We start from the raw sequence: 16809 nt of genomic DNA on the forward strand, positions 1-16809 counted from the left end.
GGATCGTACGGACCCCGGTGATGAAGGGTTCCCGCCGGAGGCACGGCACCGAGGAGACACGTTGACGCATGCCAGGATGCCCAGCGTGTTCGACGTGTCCGCGGCCGTCGCGCTGGGTGCGCTCGAACACCCGACCACGTTCGTCCGCGAAACGGCCGACGCGATGCTGCCGGTGGAGGCCGTGACGGCGGAGCCGTCGGATTTCCACGGACGCGGAGACGTCCTGGTCGTGAACGCCGCCGCCGTCCCGGCCGCCCTCGCGAGGGTCCGTGAGCTGCCGCCCCACGCCGCCGGGACACTCGTGGTGGTCGGCGCGGACGCGGGTGAGGCGACCTCGGCACTGGCGGCCGGCATCGGAACCTCCGGGCTCTCCCTGGCCTGTTGTCCCCGTCGCGTCGACGCCGAAGCCTTCACGCAGGACCTGCGGCGGCTCGTGGAGACCCTTCGGCGTACGAGCCTGACGCGAGTCCTGAAACTGCACGACTCGCTCGTCGCCGCGGTCATGGCGGGCGCCGATCTCGAAACGATCCTGAAACTGACGGCCCGTCAGGTGTCCGGGTTCGACGCGATGTTCGTCGACTACACCGGCATCGTCGTGTCTTCGTGGAGTCATCGTGGCCGGCGCAGCCTGGAGGTGCCCGCCGAGCTCGAGATCGCGCTGAAGACCCCGCCCCCCATCGACACGACGCAGATCGAGCTGGGCGACGGCCGGTTCGCCGTGATGGTCGGCGTGGGTCTTCATGATCAGGCGGAAGGCGCCATCGTGTACGTCGGCCCCCGTCGGCTGACCGCCGCGGAGCTCGTCCTCGTCGAGCGTGCCCGCTCCGCCGTACTGCTCCGCTTCGCGCGGGAGAAGTCCCGGCGCGATGCCCAGCGCTCCACCGTCGGGCAGCTCCTGCGGGCCGCGGTCGACGGATCGATGAACCACGGCGAGCTGGCGTTGACGCTACGCGGGCTGGGGCTCGAGCCCGCCGAGGGCTACCGGGTTCTCGCGGTGCGGCTCGACCGCAGCACCCCCGAGGCTCGGGCGTTCACACTGCTCGAGGACGTCGCGGCGGCGAGCACGAGACCAATCGTCGGCAGCCTGTGGGGAAAGATCTTCTGCCTGGTCCAGCCGGTCGACAGCACGGTTCCCGAGGATTTCCTCCAGGCCTGCCAGGCCCGTGGGTGGAAGGCGATCACGATAGGTCGCAGCCGGCCCAAGACCGACGCGGAGAGCCTCGCATTGGCGATCCGCGAATCGGCGGCCGCCAGCCAATATTCAGGATCGACGGCCGGCCGGATCCACGACGTCACCTCGCTCGGCCTGCCGGGGCTGCTCGCCGGTCTCGATCCGCAGAACGTGATGAAGCCGTTCGCCGACAACCTGCTCGGCGAGCTGATCAGCCATGACGCCGCCAACAACACGGACCTCGTCAGCACGCTGACCGCGTTCTTCGATACGGGTTGCCGTCCCGGACCCACCGCGGAGAAGCTGTGCATCCACCGGCACACGCTCTCCTATCGGCTGGATCGCGTGGCCCAGCTGACCGGGAAGGATCCGCGCAGCCCGGAATGGATGCTGAGCTTCGGGATCGCGCTGCAGATGCACGCCATCCTGCGATCCACCCTCTAGCTGGACGTCGCGCTCGCCGCCAGGCCGTTCACCACGACACCGAAGAGCCGCACATCGCTCAGCCGCGACAGCGCATGCGAGACCGCGTCGTCCGCCGAGCCGAGCTTCCGCCTCAGTGCGGCGACACCGGGCGCGCTGTCGATGAGGTCGCGCCGGAACACCTCCCAGTACAGCGGGGACTCGCTGTCGCTCGAGGCGGCGAGATCCACGGCCCGCTCGCTGTAGAAGGCGAGGATCTCGTTGTTGAGCAGCGGCACGAGAGCGGGGCGCTTCAGGTGCAGGATCGCCGAGGCGATCGTGACCCCGAGCCGGTAGCGGTAGCGGAAGTGCCGGTACAACGCGGTCGCATGGGCGTACGGCGTGCCCGCTCCGCCATAAGGCGTGTCGGCCAGGCGTGCCTCCAGCGGGACGGCCGACCACGGGGCATGCTCGGCCGCCATCAGGCACGAGCGTACGTGGTCGGTGTCCAGGGGGATCCCCAGCAGCAGCAGGCGGCCGAAGTCGGGCAGCTCCACCGTGTCGCTCCCGCCCGGCGGGTCGTTGCCGAGGTCGCCGGCGTAGTCGAACCCGATGAACTCCAGATCAGGTGGGAGCTGGAGGAGCACCCAGGCATCCGAGACCCCTATCGAATGCCCGGCGATCTTCAGCTGCGGCTCAGCCATCGGCGCGCTCGGCGACGAGGTCGGGTACGGCCGAGGGCGGCCCGAGACGGACGTGCTCACCCGTGGTGCGGTCGAACGCGGCGACCGCCATGGCGCGCAGCTTCTCCTTGGCGACCCGCTGGGACGGGGTCAGGGGGAGCCGGTCGAGGAAGCTCCAGTATCTCGGGACCTTGAACGGCGCCAGGTTCGCGTTCGCGTGTGCCACGATCTCGGCCAGGGTCGCCGCTTCCGGTGCGGCCCCGTCGAGGACGAGGAACGCGTGGACCTCCTCGCCCCGCACGTCGTCGGGGACCGGAACGCAGGCGGCCTGGCCGACGGAGGCGGACGAGCACAGGACCGCCTCAACCTCGTTCAGCGCGATGTTCTCCCCGCTTCGGCGTGCCATGTCCTTCAGCCTGCCGGTGATGTAGACCCGGCCGAGTCCGTCCATCCTGGCCAGGTCGCCGGTGTGGAACCACCCGGAGCGGAAGACGGCGCGAGTGGCCGCCTCGTCCTTGTAGTAGCCGTCCATCATGCCGGCTCCGCGCAGGATCAGCTCACCCGTCGCGCCGCGGGGCACGGGGGCGCCCTGCTCGTCGACGATGCGGGCCTCCCGGTGGGGGTTGGGGCGGCCGACGCAGCCGGTGCCGACGAGCTCGTCATGGTCGTCGGGGAGGACCCGAAGGTCGCCGCCGGTCTCGGTCATGCCGAAGCCCTCGTACCAGGGGACCCCGAACCGCTCCTCCAGCGCGGCGTGCAGATCCCTGGGGATGCCCGAGCAGGCGACGGCGCGGAGCGAGTGGACACGGTCCGTGGGCCTCTCCGGCTGCCGGAGCAGGAGGGTGGGCATCATGCCGATGCAATAGAGGTACGTCACGCGGTATGTGCGCACCTTTTCCCAGAATGTCGTGGGGTGGAAGCGGTCCAGGACGACGAGTGACGATCCCACCAGGAGGCAGGCGGCAAGGCTCCACTGCGGGTCCAGATAGTAGAACGGCTGGGCCGTGAGCAGCACGTCGTCGGGGCCGAGATGGGGGAAGCCGTCCGCGTACTTGCGCACCATCGTCGTCCAGTAGCCATGCGACAGCATGCATCCCTTGGGATGCCCGGTCGTGCCGGACGTGTACTGGATGTTGGCCAGGGTCTCGGGATAGGCGGCCCCGCCCGGCGCGACGCCGGGGGCGACGTCCACGTCGTCCAGCACGATCGCCCCCGGCCGGTCCGCAGCAGCGGTGACGGCGACCCGGCGGCCTCCATTCGACGATTCGAGGACGAGATCGAGGTAGTCGGCGCAGGTGACGACGAGGGCGGGATCCGCGTGGTCCAGGAGCCGGGACAGTTCCCTGACCGAGTACCTCGGGTTCACCGGGACGACCGCCGCACCGATCTTGGCCGCGCCCAACCACAGCAGCGGGTAGTCCGGACGGTTGTCGAAGACCAGCGCGATGCGGTCGCCGTACCCGATCCCGAGGGCGTGCAGGACGGCGGCGTAGCGGTCCGTCAGCCCGTCGATCTCGGCGAACGTATAGTCGAGGTCATGTTGGTCGAAGCGCAGTGCGCGCCGCTCCGGCCACAGCCTCGCCGCCCGTCGTACGAGCGTGGCCAGATCCTGCACCCTTGCGGCGTCGTCGTCGCGGTTCCCCGCCATCACGCGTCTCCAGCCATTCGAAGGCCGCGGCCCGCGGCGAATCTCTCCTGTGCTTCCCGCGCCTCTCCGGAGTCCTGGGCACGGAGGGCGGAGCGCACCTCGGCGTCGAGGGCGTCCGCCAGGTCCGCCCACGTACCCTGCTCGAGGAGCAGCTTGGCGCCCTCGACGGCCCGCCGCGGACGGCTGAGGACCGTGTCGGCCAGCGCGTCCACGACCGCGGGCAGCTCGCCGGCGGTGGAGACATGGCTGACCAGACCCAGGTCGTACGCCTGTTTCCCGTCGATCCGTTCGCCCAGGATCATCAGTCGCCGAGCACGTGCCGGCCCGACGAGCCGGGGGAGAACGGCTGAGACGCCTCCGGTCACGCTCAGACCGGCTTCGACTTCGGGAAACCCGAAAACCGCGTCTTCCGCCGCCACGACGAAGTCGGCGGCGAGGGCGAGTTCCGCCCCCGCGCCCAACGCGTACCCGTGCACCTGGGCGATGACGCAGCACGGCGAACCCCGCAGGGTGGTGGTCAACGCCTGGATTCGCGCCAATCGTTCGACGCGCTCGTCCGCCGAAGGGCTTCCGACCACCTCGTGCTTCAGGTCGTAACCCGAGCAAAACGCGCGGCCCCGCCCGCTGAGCACGATGACCCGTACGCCGTCGCGATGCGCCTGTTCGATCGCGTCCAGCAGTTCGCGCACAAGCTGTGGAACGACGGCGTTCAGCCTGGCCGGGCGGTTGAGGGCGATCCGCGCCACTCCGGCCTCGGCCACGTAGTCGATCGTCGATTCGGGCTCGCTGTTCTGACGACTCTTCATCCCGCTCCTCATCCTGAGCTCGGTTCCAAGAAGTACTGGCCGGTCGCCCGCCGTGTCATCGGACACTTGTCGAGAGCGAACGGTCCCGGCACTCCCTTTGTCCATCGGGACCCGATCGTGGATGCGGTGGGAGGGACCCGTCAGGGCCGGTAACGGGTCACGGCCGAGCGGCTCCCCGAGCCTCGGGAGCCCCTCGTTTCATGGGATCAGACCCTCGTTTCATGGGATCAGCACGGTGACCGTCTCGGCCACGCAGGCCGGCTTGTCCCACCCCTCGCGCTCGACGGTGACGCGGGCGACGGCCTGCACACCGTTCGAGCCGCGGGTCAGCGACACCAGCTCGACGCCGGCACGTACCCGGGAACCGACCGGCACCGGAGAGGGAAACCGCACCCTGTTGCAGCCGTAGTTGATCCCCATCTTCAGACCCTCGACGCGGTAGACCTGCCCGACCAGCTTCGGCACAAGTGACAGCGTCAGATATCCGTGCGCGATGGTGGTGCCGAACGGGCCCTGCGCCGCCTTCTCCTGATCGACATGGATCCACTGATGGTCACCCGTCGCCTCGGCGAACAGGTCGATCTGCTGCTGGGTGACGGTGTGCCAGTCGCTGTACCCGAGATGGCCGCCGACCGCCTGCTCGAACTCCTCGATGCCCTGGAAGACCTTCACGACCCCTCCCCTCCTGTCGCGCTCAGGCGCGGGGGCCGCCGGCGACGTAGATGACCTGGCCGGAGACGAACGAGGCCCCTTCGCTGACCAGGAACGACACCGTGTGGGCGATGTCCTCCGGCTTCCCGACGCGGGCGACCGGGATCTGCGCGGCGGCCATGGCCTTGAACTCCTCGAAGGTGACGCCGATCCGCGCGGCGGTCGCCGCGGTCATCTCGGTCTCGATGAAGCCCGGCGCGATCGCGTTCACGGTGACGCCGAACTTGCCGAGCTCGATGGCCAGGGTCTTGGTGAAGCCCTGGATGCCGGCCTTGGCCGCGGAGTAGTTGGCCTGACCGCGGTTGCCGAGCGCGGAGGTGCTGGAGAGGTTGACGATGCGACCCCACTTGCGCTCGGTCATGTGGCGCTGCACGGCCCGGCTCATGAGGAACGTCCCGCGCAGATGGACGTTCATCACGGAGTCCCAGTCCTCGTCGGTCATCTTGAAGAGCAGGTTGTCGCGGGTGATGCCGGCGTTGTTCACGAGCACCGTGGGACCGCCGAGCTCCGCGGCGACCCGGGTCACCGCGGCCTCGACGCCGGCCGCGTCGGAGACGTCCACGCCGACCGACAACGCGCGGCCACCGGCGGACTCGATCGCGTCGGCCACCGGCTTACCCGATGCCTCGTCGAGATCGAGCACCGCCACGGCGAAGCCGTCCGCGGCCAGTCGTTTGGCGATGGCGGCGCCGATTCCGCGTGCAGCCCCGGTGACGATCGCGGTACGGCCGTTGCTGTTGCTCATGTCGTCTCCTTGATTCTCTCTTCTCAGGGGAGGTCCCGATGGTCGACCACGTGAGTGGCCCGGCCCATGGGGCGCAAGGTCGGAGTCGGTGTCGGCGACGAGAAACCCCAGTGGGGGGAGGGCCGAAGCGGTGACCGCGACAGCCCGAGGATCGGCCCCGGCTGATCGCGCGGGCGACCTCGCCGGAGATTATCACCGGGTCGAAGAGCACGTGGCGCTGGGCGTGGGTCGTCGTCGTCCCATCTCCTGGGGAGCCGCGCCGGGTGAGCGGACGACGACGGAACGCTTCACGCCGTCGGCCGGCCGAGCAACGGGGCCAGCGCGGCGTGTAGATCCGAAACCTCTCGATAGAGCACGCCCGTCATGCCGAGACCGGCCGCCGCCTCGACGTTCTCCGCCCGGTCGTCGACGAACAGGCACCGGCGGGGCTCTGCCCCCGCCCGTTCTGCCGCGATCTCGTAGATCCGCCGATCCGGCTTGACCACACCGACCCGGGCGCTGCTGACCACCTCGTCGAAGAAGTGGGTCAGCCCGAGCGCGTCCAGGTCCTCTTCCAGCTTGAGCGTCGCGTTCGACACCAGCACCACCGGGACGTACGTCTGCGCCTGCCGCAACAGGTCGAGGACGTCCTGATCCACGCGGAACGGCACACCGGTGAACGCCTCGCCCAGCTTCCGCGCCTGCTCCTCCGGGATCCGGTCGACGAGCACGGCGACGATCGAGTCCACCCACTGCGCCACGGTGATCTCGCCCACCAGCGCGGGGCCGTCCACACCCGGCGCGAAGGCGGCCCGCGCCGTCGTGCCCGGTTCGACGCCGAAGCCGCGCTCCAGTTCGGTCACCCCGGCCGTGTCGTAGAAGCGGATCACTCCGTCGAAGTCGCACAGCACCGCGTCGAAGGGCAGTCGCACAGGTCCTCCCGGTCAGCTCCGCAGCCGCTCGCGGCACGGACGATCTCCATGTTCGATCGCGAGAGCCTCATCCAACCAGCCACGCCGTACGCCGTCGAGCACGGGGGCCGTACGGCTCCGCCACCGCCTCGCCGTGAGGTGGCAGTGCGTGCGCGCCTCAGCTCACCGCCTGCTTCACCAGCGCGCTGATCCGCGCCTCCACCTCGGCCGTGATCTCGGTCAGGGCGAACCCGACCGCCCACATCGGGCCGTCGTCCAGCTTCGCCTGGTCGCTGAACCCGATCGTCGAGTAACGCGTCTTGAACTTCGCCGCACCCTGGAAGTGACAGACGATCTCGTCGTCCAGCGCGTAGGCGGGCATGCCGTACCAGAGCCTCGGTGCGAGGGCCGGGGCGCCGGTGGTGATGATCTCGTGGACGCGCTCGGCGAGGATCCGGTCGGAGTCCTCCATCTCGGCGATCTGCGCGAGCACGTCCTGCAGTTCCTGCGCCGCCTTGTCCGCATGTGCGCTGCGGCTCGCCGCCTTCTTCCGCTCCTGGGCGTGCTCCTTCATCGCGGCCCGCTCCGCGGCCGTGAATCCGTCGTACTTGCCGCTTTCGGTGCTGCTCATGGCACGTTTCCCTCTTTGAGGATCTTGAAATTCGAAATCTCGCGTGAAGCGACGGCGCGGCCTCTGCTCGGCCGCGCCGTCGCTTCACGCTCACCGGTCCTGGATCAGCCCGAGGACGTTGCCGTCGGGGTCGGTGACGGTGGCCACCAGGCGGCCGCCGCCGACCTCGTGCGCGGCCTCCCGCACGACCGCCCCCGCGGCGGTCAACTCGGCCAGCTTCGCCTCGATGTCCGATACGTGCCAGTAGGCCACCGGCGAGGTCATCCCCTGCGGTCCGCCGCCCGGCACCAGCCCGATGTGCTGACCCTCGGCATCGAAGCCGACATAGTAGGACGAATCGGCCTGTGGTGCGATACCGAGCAGGGCCGCGTACACCGCCTTGGCCTTCGCCAGATCGGACACGGGATGGAGCACGGTCTTGATGCCCTGGGTGGAAGAGCCGCTCATGGTCACTCCTGTCGTCGTGGTTCGCATCGACCCGCTGTCGTGCGTGGTCACAGCCTCTCTCGCGGCCGGGCCGACCGGCATCCGTGGTGACCACGGAATCACCCACGGAACGACGGTACGAACCGGCGCCACGGATCGGCGCCACGGATCGGCGGCATGGATCGGCGGCATGGATCGGCGGCACGGATCACGTACGGTGGCCACTGCGGGTAGGAGACGGAAGCGGACAACGGCAAACTGGGCAAGTGGCACTAACGGTGGACATCTCACCTCGCGAGGCCGAGGTGCTGGAGCTGATCGGCGCGCACCTCAGCAACGCCGAGATCGCGGCGCGGCTGTGCATCTCGGTGCGTACGGTGGAGAGCCACGTCTCTTCACTGCTGCGCAAGCTGGAGGTGCCGGACCGGCGGGCACTCGCCCGGCGTGCGCCCGAGCCGGCCGACGCCGGCCCGTCTCACCCGGCACCGGTGCTGCCGACCCCGCTGACCTCGTTCATCGGCCGGGCCGACGAGCGGGCCGAGCTGACCGAGATGATCAAAGCGCACCGCCAGGTGACCGCGGTCGGTCCCGGTGGCGTGGGCAAGACCCGGCTCGCGTTGGCGGTGGCCGCGAAAGCGGCCGGCGAGTACGCCGACGGAGTGTGGTTCGTCGACCTCGTCCCGGTCACCGATCCGGTGCTGATCGCGACCACGGTCGCCGGGGCGCTCGGTCTCGGTGAGCAGCCCGGCCGCGACATGACCGAGTCCGTGGCCGCCGCGCTGGCCGACCGTCACGCGTTGCTGGTGCTGGACAACTGCGAGCACGTGGTGGACGGGGTGGCGCTGTTCGTCGAGCGACTGCTGGCGACGTGCCCTCGAGTGACGGTGCTGGCGACCAGCCGGGCACGGCTGATGGTGCCGTTCGAACGGGTTTATCCGGTCCCGCCGCTGTCACTGGCCGTCGACGGCGAGTCGGACGCGGTCGCGTTGTTCATGGAGCGAGCGGCCGCGGTCGGCCGTCCGCTCGACCCTCCGCTGCGCGACCAGATCGCCGCGATCTGTGCGCGGCTGGATGGAATGGCACTGGCCATCGAGCTGGCCGCCGCCCGCTGCCCCACGCTCGGGCTCGACGGCATCACCGCCGCACTGTCCCACCCGCTGCGGATGCTCACCGGCGGCTCCCGTGCCGATGAACGGCACCGCTCGGTGCGGGGGGCGCTGGACTGGAGCCATGCCCTGCTGGAGCCCGCCGACCGGGCGCTGCTGCGCCGGGTGTCGGTGTTCGTGGCGCCGTTCACCGCCGCAGCCGCTGCGGAGGTGGCCGGGTCGGAGGAAGGCCTGGTCGCCGACGGCCTGGCCCGGCTGTCCGAGCAGAGCCTGCTGGTGGTGACGGCGTCCCCGCGAGGTACGGAGTATCGGGCGCTGGAGACCATCCGCCAGTACGGGATGGAGCGGCTGGCCGAGGCCGGTGAGCTGATCGACACGCGATCGCGCCACGTTCGCTGGTGCCTGGCCAGGGCCGCCGAACTGGCGGTGGCACGGGCTGACTGGCGGGCCCGGTTCGACGCGGTGGCGGACGACCTCCGCGCGGCCCTGGCGTGGGCGGCCGAACGGCCGGAGCAGCGCACGGACGCATACCGCCTCGCCCGCTGCCTGGCCGAACTGACCTTCACCCGTAACCTGATCAGCGAGTCCCAGGGGCGCTATGAGCAGGCGGCCGCACTCGCCGACGACCCGGCCGCCGCCGCGTCGATGCTCCGGCAGGCCGCGGCCGTGGCGGGCTGCCGGATGCGCGGCGACGACATGGACCGCCTGCACCGCGCGGCCGCCGACGCCGCCCGCAGGGCCGGCGACACCGCCGGCGCCGCCTGTGACCTGGCGACCGCCGCCGCCAACGCCTATCGGTTCTCCAGCAAGTTCGTACGGAAACTGCCGCAGCGCGAGGCGACCGCGCTCATCGCCCAGGCGCGGGAGCTGGCGGGCGACGACCCGGCCGCCCAGGCGGCGGTGGCGCTGGCCGAGGCCGGGCAGGCGCTCACCGAGGCGTTCGGCGCCGCACAGGGCCCGGACGACCAAGCGATGCCGGTGACGATCGCGCGCGCCGAACGAGCGGTCGAGCTCGCCCACCGCACGGGTGATCCGCTCGCCGAGTCCGCCGCGCTGGACACGCTCACCGGCGTCCGGAGCTGGGCCGGTGACACGTTCGCCGCCGCGGACACGGCCCGGCGCCGGGTCACGCTGCTCTCGTCGACGCCGACCACCCCGGCCGGCACCCACGAGCTGATCGAGGCACTCGGCGAGGCCGCAGAGGCCGGCCTCGGCGCGGGGGATCTGCCCGGTGCCCGCCGATGGGCACGGCAGCTCGCGGATCACCCGCTGCTGGCGGAGGTCGGCCACCGTGCCGTGGGCTGGCTCCTTGTGGCCGACACGCTCGCGGGCGACCTCGACGAGGTGCTCACCGGCAGCGTCCGGTTCCTCGACGCCTGGCAGCGGGCCGACGGCCCGGCCAAATCCGTCCTCGGTCCGCCGGCGGCGGCGGTGGCGACGATCCACGGCCTGCGCGACGACCAGGACGCCCTGCGCGAATGGCGCGCTGTGCTCAATCGGCTCGGCCCCTCGCCGGCCAACACGTACGGCTACGGGGCGGTCTTCGACGGGATGCTGCTGCTCCACCATGGTCAGGCCCCGCAGGCGCTGCGGCGGATGGCGCCCGAGCCCGGCGAGGTGTGGCAGTGGGTCACCTGGATCTGGCTTCACTGGTATGTGGCGCTGCGCGCCGAGGCCGCCGTGCTCGCCGGAAGTCCCGGCGCTCGCGACCGACTGGCCGAGGCGCGGACCGTCGTGGCCGGCAACCCGGTCGCCGCCGCCCTTGTGGAGCGGGCCCGGGCGCTGCTCGACGACGACCGGGAGCGGCTGCTCGCCACGGTGGACGCGTTCGACGCCGCCGGCTGCCGCTATCAGTCGATGCGGACCCTGGTGCTCGCCGGCGGCGACCACGCCGCCCGCGGCGCGGCCGCGCTGGCCGATCTCGGCTTCGCCCCGATGGCCCCGGCGCCGAGGATGCCCCCGGAGTGACGGCCGCCGAGCAGTGATCAGACCTCGGCCTGCTCGCGGTGGTCACTCCCCGGAGAGTTTGGCGAGTTCGGCGGCGATGACCCGCGGAGCGGTGAGCATGATCTCGTGATCGCCCGGGAAGCGGACGACCCGTGTGCCCGGCAGGCGCGAGGAGAAGTAGGGGTCCCAGTTCTCTTCCGGGCTCACCCCGCGGACGTCCTGGGTGCCGACCAGGTATGCGGTGGTCAGGCCGAGTCGGTGGAACCGGGGCAGGTGCACCCGGTCCAGCAACGGCGCCAGGGGCTGCGGCCTCCAGTATCGGCGGTAGAGGTCGGCCGCGACTTCTTGCGTGACCGTCGGGAAGAAGGTGGCCCGCACCGCGTCGAACGGGGGCAGGTAGGCGGTCTCGCCGCGGGCCAGCGCCTGTTCCAGCGGAGCACGCGCCGCCGATGGGATCTCGTCGACCAGGCGCTGGCCGTCGCGCAATACGACGCCGGCGACGAAGACGACCGTCATGATGCGGTCCGGCACCGCTTCGGCGACCCCGGCCACGACGGAGCCGCCCATGCTGTGGCCGACCAGCGTCACCTCGTGCAGGTCGCCCCCGACGATCAGGTCGATCACGTGGGCGCTGTAGTGTGCGTGGCCGACCCGGTGATCGCCGTCCGGGCCGGACCCCGGCAGGCTCGGTGCGTGTACGGTATGACCCCGTCCGCGCAGGTAATGGGTGGTGGCGTCCCAGCAGGACCCGTCATGGTAGGCGCCGTGGACGAGAACGTAGGTGGCCATCAGTACGCCACCAGCAGGCGGTCGAGAACGCGGGCGCCGAACCGGAGCGCGGCCAGCGGCACCCGCTCGTTGACGCCGTGGAACATTCCCGAGAAGTCGAGGTCCGGCGGCAACCGCAGCGGTACGAATCCGTACCCACGGATGCCCAGCCTGGCGAACGCCTTGTTGTCCGTGCCGCCGGACAGACAGTAGGGCAGGACCCCGGCCTCCGGGTCCTCGGCCCGCAGCGCGCTGACCATGGCGGACACCAGATCGCCGGAGAAGCCGGTCTCCAGCGCGATGTCATGGTGGACCGTTTCACGTTCGATGCCGGGGCCGAGTAACCGGTCCACGGTGGCCATGAACTCCTCCTCGTGTCCGGGCAGGAACCGGCCGTCGACGTGCGCGGTGGCGGCGGCGGGCACCACGTTGACCTTGTATCCGGCATCGAGCATGGTCGGCGCCGCGGTGTTGCGCAGCGTCGCGCCGACCATGCGGGCGAGGGGCCCGAGGTGTCGCACGATGTCGTCCGGCGGGGTGGCGGGGTCCAGTCCGAGCGTGTCGGCGACGCCGTCGAGCAGGCGCCGTACGGTAGGCGTCAGCCGTACCGGCCACTGGTGAGCCGTCAGCCGGCCGAGGGCGTCCACCAGTGCCGCGACCGCGTTGCCGTCATTGGTCATCGAACCGTGGCCGGCGGGGCCGCGCGCCGTGAGCCGCAGCCAGGCCAGCCCTTTCTGCGCGGTCTCGACCAGATACAGGCGTGCTTCGTTGGCCAGTGTGACGCTGAACCCGCCGACCTCGCTGATCGCCTCGGCGCAGCCCTCGAACTGCTCGGGGTGGTGGTCGACGAGCCAGTGGGAGCCGTGGCGTCCGCCCGCCTCCTCGTCCGCGAGGAACGCCAGGACGATGTCCCGGCGGGGCCGGACGCCGTCACGGGCCCAGCGGCGTACGACCGCGAGGATCATGGCGTCCATGTCCTTCATGTCCACGGCGCCACGCCCCCAGACGCAGTCGTCGGCGATCTCGCCGGAGAAGGGCGGGAAGCGCCAGCCGTCCTCCACGGCCGGCACGACGTCCAGGTGACCGTGCACGAGTAGTGCGGGCAGGGTGGGGTCGGTTCCCGTGATGCGGGCCAGCACATTGGCGCGCTTCGGCGCGGACTCTAGGATCGTGGCTTGCACGCCGCACTCCGCGAGTTCGCCCGCGACGTACTCCGCTGCCGCTCTTTCTCCCTGACCTGAGCCGTCTCCCCAGTTGCTGCTGTCGATCCTGATCAAATCCCGGCAGATCTCTGCCACCTCATCGTGCTCGCCCGATCCGATCATTGCGGCTTCCTCTCACCCGGACGGCGGCCCTTGACGGCACTAAGTTCTACCTACTATATCGGTGATATGGAAAGCAAATCTGATGACCTTGCGACCGGGCCGCCGCGGCACCTGATGTCGCTTCGCGAGGTCGGCATCGCGTTCGGCGGCCTCCGCGCCCTGCAGAGCGTGACCGCCGATGTCGACGAAGGTGAGATCCTCGCCGTCCTCGGCCCCAACGGTGCGGGAAAGACCACGCTGTTCAACTGCATAACGGGCCTCTACCGGTGCGAGGGACAGATCTGGTTCGCGGGCAGGCGAATCGAGCGGATGGCCGCCCACCGGCGGTCGCGTCTCGGCATCGCACGCACGTTCCAGACGCCCGTGTTGATCGAGTCCATGACCGTGCTGGAGAACGTGCTGCTCGGCGCCGACCTGGTGCGGCGGCCCGGCTACCTCTCCTGTGCGCTCAGGTTGGAGCGGCACCTCGAGGCGGAGACGAGAGAGCGGGCCCGTCAGTCGCTGGCGGACGCCGGAATGGCCGGGCTCGCCGACCGGCCCGCCGGTGAGCTGGCACACGGCCTGCGCAAGAACGTGGAGCTCGTCCGCGCCTTCCTCAGCCGCCCGCGGCTGCTCCTGCTGGACGAGCCGGCCAGTGGACTCGACCATGACGAGGCCGTCGCCATGGGACGGCTGGTGTCCACCCTGGCGCGCGCCCAGAACGTGGCCGTGGTCGTGGTGGAGCACAACGTGGGCCTGGTCATGGCGATCGCCGACCGGGTCACGGTCCTCGACTTCGGCAAGCAGATCGCCCTCGGCACGCCCGCGGCCGTACGCGAGGATCCGCAGGTGATCGCCGCTTACCTCGGCGGGGTGGCCGCGTGACCGCCCTCGCGCTGCGCTCGGTCACCGCCTTCTACGGCGGGCTCGCTGCCGTACGCGATCTCGAGCTGACGCTGGGGGTGAAAGAGGTGGTCGGCCTGCTCGGGCCCAACGGCGCGGGGAAGACCACCGTGTTGCGTGCCGTCTCCGGCATGGTGAAGACCACCGGCGGCATCGAGGTCTTCGGCACGGACACGGCCGGGATGCGGACGGAACAGATCGCCCGGCTCGGCGTCGCGCACGTCCCCGCGGGCCGCGGCACCTTCCCGGAGCTGACCGTCCAGGAGAACCTGGACCTCGCGCTGGGGCTGCGGCCCCGGCAGGAGCGCCACCGCCGGGCGGCCGACCTCGACTCCGTTCTCGAGTACTTTCCGGTGCTCGGCGAGTATCGCCGGCGCCGCGCCGGGGCCCTCAGCGGAGGGCAGCAGCAGATGCTGGCCATCGCCCGCGGGCTCCTCACCCGTCCGCGGATCCTCATGGTCGATGAGCCGACACTCGGGCTGGCACCCCAGCTCGCCCGGGAGATCCTGCTCCAGTTGCGCAACCTGCGCGACGCCTGGGGGATCTCGGTCCTGCTCGTGGAGCAGAACGCCGCGCTGGCGCTGGACGTCACCGATCGGGTGTACGTGCTCGCGGCCGGCCGTGTCGACCGCGTCAGCACCGCGAGCGAGCTGACCCTGGCGGATCTCGCCAAGTCCTCCTACCTGGGGGGCACATCATGACCTATCTGGCACAGCAAATCGTCAACGGGCTCTCCATCGGGCTCATCTACGCGGGCCTGGCGCTCGCCCTCGTGCTGGTCTTCCACGGCAGCGGCATCCTCAACATCGCCCAGGGCCAGTTCGCCACGTTCTCGGCGTTCCTGGCCTGGACCCTGACCACGTACGGCGTGCCGTGGCCGCTCATCGTGATAGGCGTCGTCGTGGTCTCGTTCGTGCTCGGCGCGGCCGTGGAGCGTGTCCTCATCCGCCCGATCGAGGGCGCGCACGAGCTGAACCTCCTCGTCGCCACGCTCGCGCTGCTGCTTCTGCTGAACGCGACCATCGGCTCGCTGTGGGGATACCTGCCGCAGTCCGTGCCCAGCCCGTTCGGCGAGGGCGTCGTACGGATGGGCGACGTCGTGATCACCGCTCATCAACTCGGCGCCGTGGCCGTACTCGGCGGATCGCTCGTCCTGATGGCGGCCCTTTTCCGGTACACCACCGTGGGCCTTCGCATGCGTGCGGCCACCGAGAACCCGGAATCCGCCCGCCTGCTGGGTGTGTCGGTGAGCCGGATGCTCCTCATCGGGTGGGGTCTCGCCGCCGCGATGGGCGCGATCGTGGGGATGCTCGCCGCCCCGATGCTGGGGCTCGACACCACGATCTTCTTCAACGCGATGCTGTACGCGTTCGCCGCCGTGACCCTGGGGGGTCTCACCAGCATGGCCGGCTCCGTTGTCGGCGGGCTCGTGCTCGGACTGGCCCAGACGCTCTCCGCCGCCTACATCCCGGCCATCGGCAGCGATCTCAACGTTGTCGTGCCGTTCGTGCTCATCCTCGCCGTCCTTCTGGTGCGGCCATCCGGTCTGTTCGGCCGAGCGACCTCGGGGAGGGTCTGACATGGGCAAGCGACGTAGTCCGCTGACGTACCTCGCGGGAGCCGGGGGTCTCCTCGTCGCAGGCGCGTTCCCCTTCCTCTACTCCGACTTCTACGTCTTCCACGTCACGATCGTCCTGATCTACGGCATCGCCATCCTCGGGCTGGTGCTGCTCACGGGGCTCACCGGCACCATCTCGATCGGCCACGGCGCGATCTTCGGCATCGGCGCGTACGGCTGCGCCATCACGATGGACCGCCTCGGCCTGCCCTACCCGCTCGCGCTGTGCGTGTCCACCGCGCTCGGCGCGCTCGTCGGCCTGGCACTCGGCATACCCTCGCTCCGGCTGCGCGGCATATACCTGGGCCTGGTCACGCTCGCGCTGTCGCTGGTCTTCCCGCCGCTGCTCATGCGCTTCTCCGGTCTGACGGGCGGCGCCAGCGGATACAGCCTGCCGCCGGTCGACTCGCCCGTCGGCGCGCTCACCATCAGCCAGTGGTTCTACCTGGTCACCGTCGTCATCGGGCTGATCGCCGTGCTGGTGCTGCAGAACCTCAAGCACTCAGCGCGGGGCCGGGCCCTGCAGGCGATCAGACGCAGCGAGCCGCTCGCGGCCGCGATGGGGGTGAGCGTGGGCCGCGAGCGCATCGTCGTCTTCGTGCTCAGCGCCGCCTACGCCGCCCTCGCCGGCGGACTCTTCGCGCTGGTGGCCGGCGCCATCTCGCCGGACGCCTTCACCTTCAACCTGTCGGCGAACCTGCTGGTGGGCGCGGTCGTGGGCGGCGTCGCCTCACCGGTGGGCGCGCTGCTCGGCGGCGCGCTGATCAGCTTCGTGCCCGCGGTCACCGCGACGCTGCCCCGCAGTCTTCCGCAGTACGCGTTCGCCGCCGCCGTCCTGCTCGTTCTCTACCTGCGGCCGGACGGGCTCGCGAGCCTTCCCGACGCCGTGAAGCCGCTGATCCGCCGGTGGCGCCGTACCCGATCCGCCGGCCCCGCCGCCGATTCCACTGTCGATCAGAACGCCGCCGAGGCCCGGCCGGCATCCGGCCCCGGCGATGACGCCGCACCGCAACAGAGCCTGCCGCCCGCACATGTAAGGAAATGAGGAAG

Annotated in this window: 16 protein-coding genes; 6 read left to right on the top strand and 10 right to left on the bottom strand. The window is 70.7% G+C overall.

What is annotated here, in order from left to right:
• The first annotated feature begins 61 nt into the window (after positions 1–61).
• A complete protein-coding gene (locus tag AP234_RS14505) occupies positions 62–1615 on the top strand; it encodes a helix-turn-helix domain-containing protein (protein ID WP_152990414.1) in 1554 nt (517 codons plus the stop codon).
• Here AP234_RS14505 and AP234_RS14510 read toward each other — a convergent pair.
• The 8 genes from AP234_RS14510 to AP234_RS14545 all read right to left on the bottom strand — a co-directional run bounded on the left by AP234_RS14510 (position 1612) and on the right by AP234_RS14545 (position 8134).
• Complete coding sequence (locus AP234_RS14510) at positions 1612–2277, bottom strand: DUF6308 family protein (protein ID WP_055480186.1); 666 nt, start codon at positions 2275–2277, stop codon at positions 1612–1614. The two genes, AP234_RS14505 and AP234_RS14510, sit on opposite strands and share 4 nt — an antisense overlap.
• Positions 2270–3904: an AMP-binding protein gene (locus AP234_RS14515; RefSeq protein ID WP_055480187.1), complete on the bottom strand. Its 1635-nt coding sequence runs from the start codon at positions 3902–3904 to the stop codon at positions 2270–2272. Before AP234_RS14515 ends, AP234_RS14510 begins: the two co-directional genes overlap by 8 nt.
• Positions 3904–4710 carry an enoyl-CoA hydratase-related protein gene (locus AP234_RS14520; protein ID WP_055480188.1) on the bottom strand — a complete coding sequence of 269 codons (807 nt, stop codon included), beginning with the start codon at positions 4708–4710 and terminating at the stop codon, positions 3904–3906. The genes AP234_RS14515 and AP234_RS14520 overlap by 1 nt, the downstream gene beginning before the upstream one ends.
• A 219-nt stretch (positions 4711–4929) precedes the next feature.
• Positions 4930–5382, bottom strand: coding sequence for a MaoC family dehydratase (locus tag AP234_RS14525; RefSeq protein ID WP_055480189.1), 453 nt, complete (start codon positions 5380–5382; stop codon positions 4930–4932).
• Between the two features lie 22 nt (positions 5383–5404).
• Positions 5405–6166, bottom strand: coding sequence for a 3-oxoacyl-ACP reductase FabG (fabG, locus tag AP234_RS14530; RefSeq protein ID WP_055480190.1), 762 nt, complete (start codon positions 6164–6166; stop codon positions 5405–5407).
• 287 nt (positions 6167–6453) lie between these two features.
• A complete protein-coding gene (locus AP234_RS14535) occupies positions 6454–7077 on the bottom strand; it encodes an HAD family hydrolase (RefSeq protein ID WP_055480191.1) in 624 nt (207 codons plus the stop codon).
• A gap of 157 nt (positions 7078–7234) precedes the next feature.
• A complete protein-coding gene (locus AP234_RS14540; protein ID WP_055480192.1) occupies positions 7235–7687 on the bottom strand; it encodes an iron chaperone in 453 nt (150 codons plus the stop codon).
• A gap of 90 nt (positions 7688–7777) precedes the next feature.
• Positions 7778–8134, bottom strand: coding sequence for a VOC family protein (locus AP234_RS14545; protein ID WP_055480193.1), 357 nt, complete (start codon positions 8132–8134; stop codon positions 7778–7780).
• Between the two features lie 245 nt (positions 8135–8379).
• Here AP234_RS14545 and AP234_RS14550 point away from each other — a divergent pair, with 245 nt between their 5' ends.
• On the top strand, positions 8380–11187 hold the full coding sequence (locus AP234_RS14550) for a LuxR C-terminal-related transcriptional regulator (protein ID WP_083502111.1): 2808 nt from the start codon (positions 8380–8382) through the stop codon (positions 11185–11187).
• Between the two features lie 42 nt (positions 11188–11229).
• On the opposite strand, the gene AP234_RS14555 is transcribed toward AP234_RS14550, so the two are convergent.
• A complete protein-coding gene (locus tag AP234_RS14555) occupies positions 11230–11955 on the bottom strand; it encodes an alpha/beta fold hydrolase (RefSeq protein ID WP_055480194.1) in 726 nt (241 codons plus the stop codon).
• On the bottom strand, positions 11955–13259 hold the full coding sequence (locus AP234_RS14560; RefSeq protein WP_055480195.1) for a M20/M25/M40 family metallo-hydrolase: 1305 nt from the start codon (positions 13257–13259) through the stop codon (positions 11955–11957). Before AP234_RS14560 ends, AP234_RS14555 begins: the two co-directional genes overlap by 1 nt.
• A 66-nt stretch (positions 13260–13325) precedes the next feature.
• Between AP234_RS14560 and AP234_RS14565 the strand changes: the two genes are divergently transcribed.
• The 4 genes from AP234_RS14565 to AP234_RS14580 are packed head-to-tail and all read left to right on the top strand — an operon-like array spanning position 13326 to position 16804.
• Positions 13326–14123: an ABC transporter ATP-binding protein gene (locus AP234_RS14565; RefSeq protein WP_063842921.1), complete on the top strand. Its 798-nt coding sequence runs from the start codon at positions 13326–13328 to the stop codon at positions 14121–14123.
• Complete coding sequence (locus tag AP234_RS14570; protein WP_055480197.1) at positions 14120–14842, top strand: ABC transporter ATP-binding protein; 723 nt, start codon at positions 14120–14122, stop codon at positions 14840–14842. The genes AP234_RS14565 and AP234_RS14570 overlap by 4 nt, the downstream gene beginning before the upstream one ends.
• Entirely contained in the window at positions 14839–15720 is an 882-nt protein-coding gene (locus AP234_RS14575) for a branched-chain amino acid ABC transporter permease (protein ID WP_055480198.1), read from the top strand. The genes AP234_RS14570 and AP234_RS14575 overlap by 4 nt, the downstream gene beginning before the upstream one ends.
• Position 15721: 1 nt before the next feature.
• Complete coding sequence (locus AP234_RS14580; RefSeq protein ID WP_055480199.1) at positions 15722–16804, top strand: branched-chain amino acid ABC transporter permease; 1083 nt, start codon at positions 15722–15724, stop codon at positions 16802–16804.
• Positions 16805–16809 lie beyond the last annotated feature (5 nt).

The organism is Sphaerimonospora mesophila (genome assembly GCF_001417795.1).
Lineage (GTDB): Bacteria > Actinomycetota > Actinomycetes > Streptosporangiales > Streptosporangiaceae > Sphaerimonospora > Sphaerimonospora mesophila.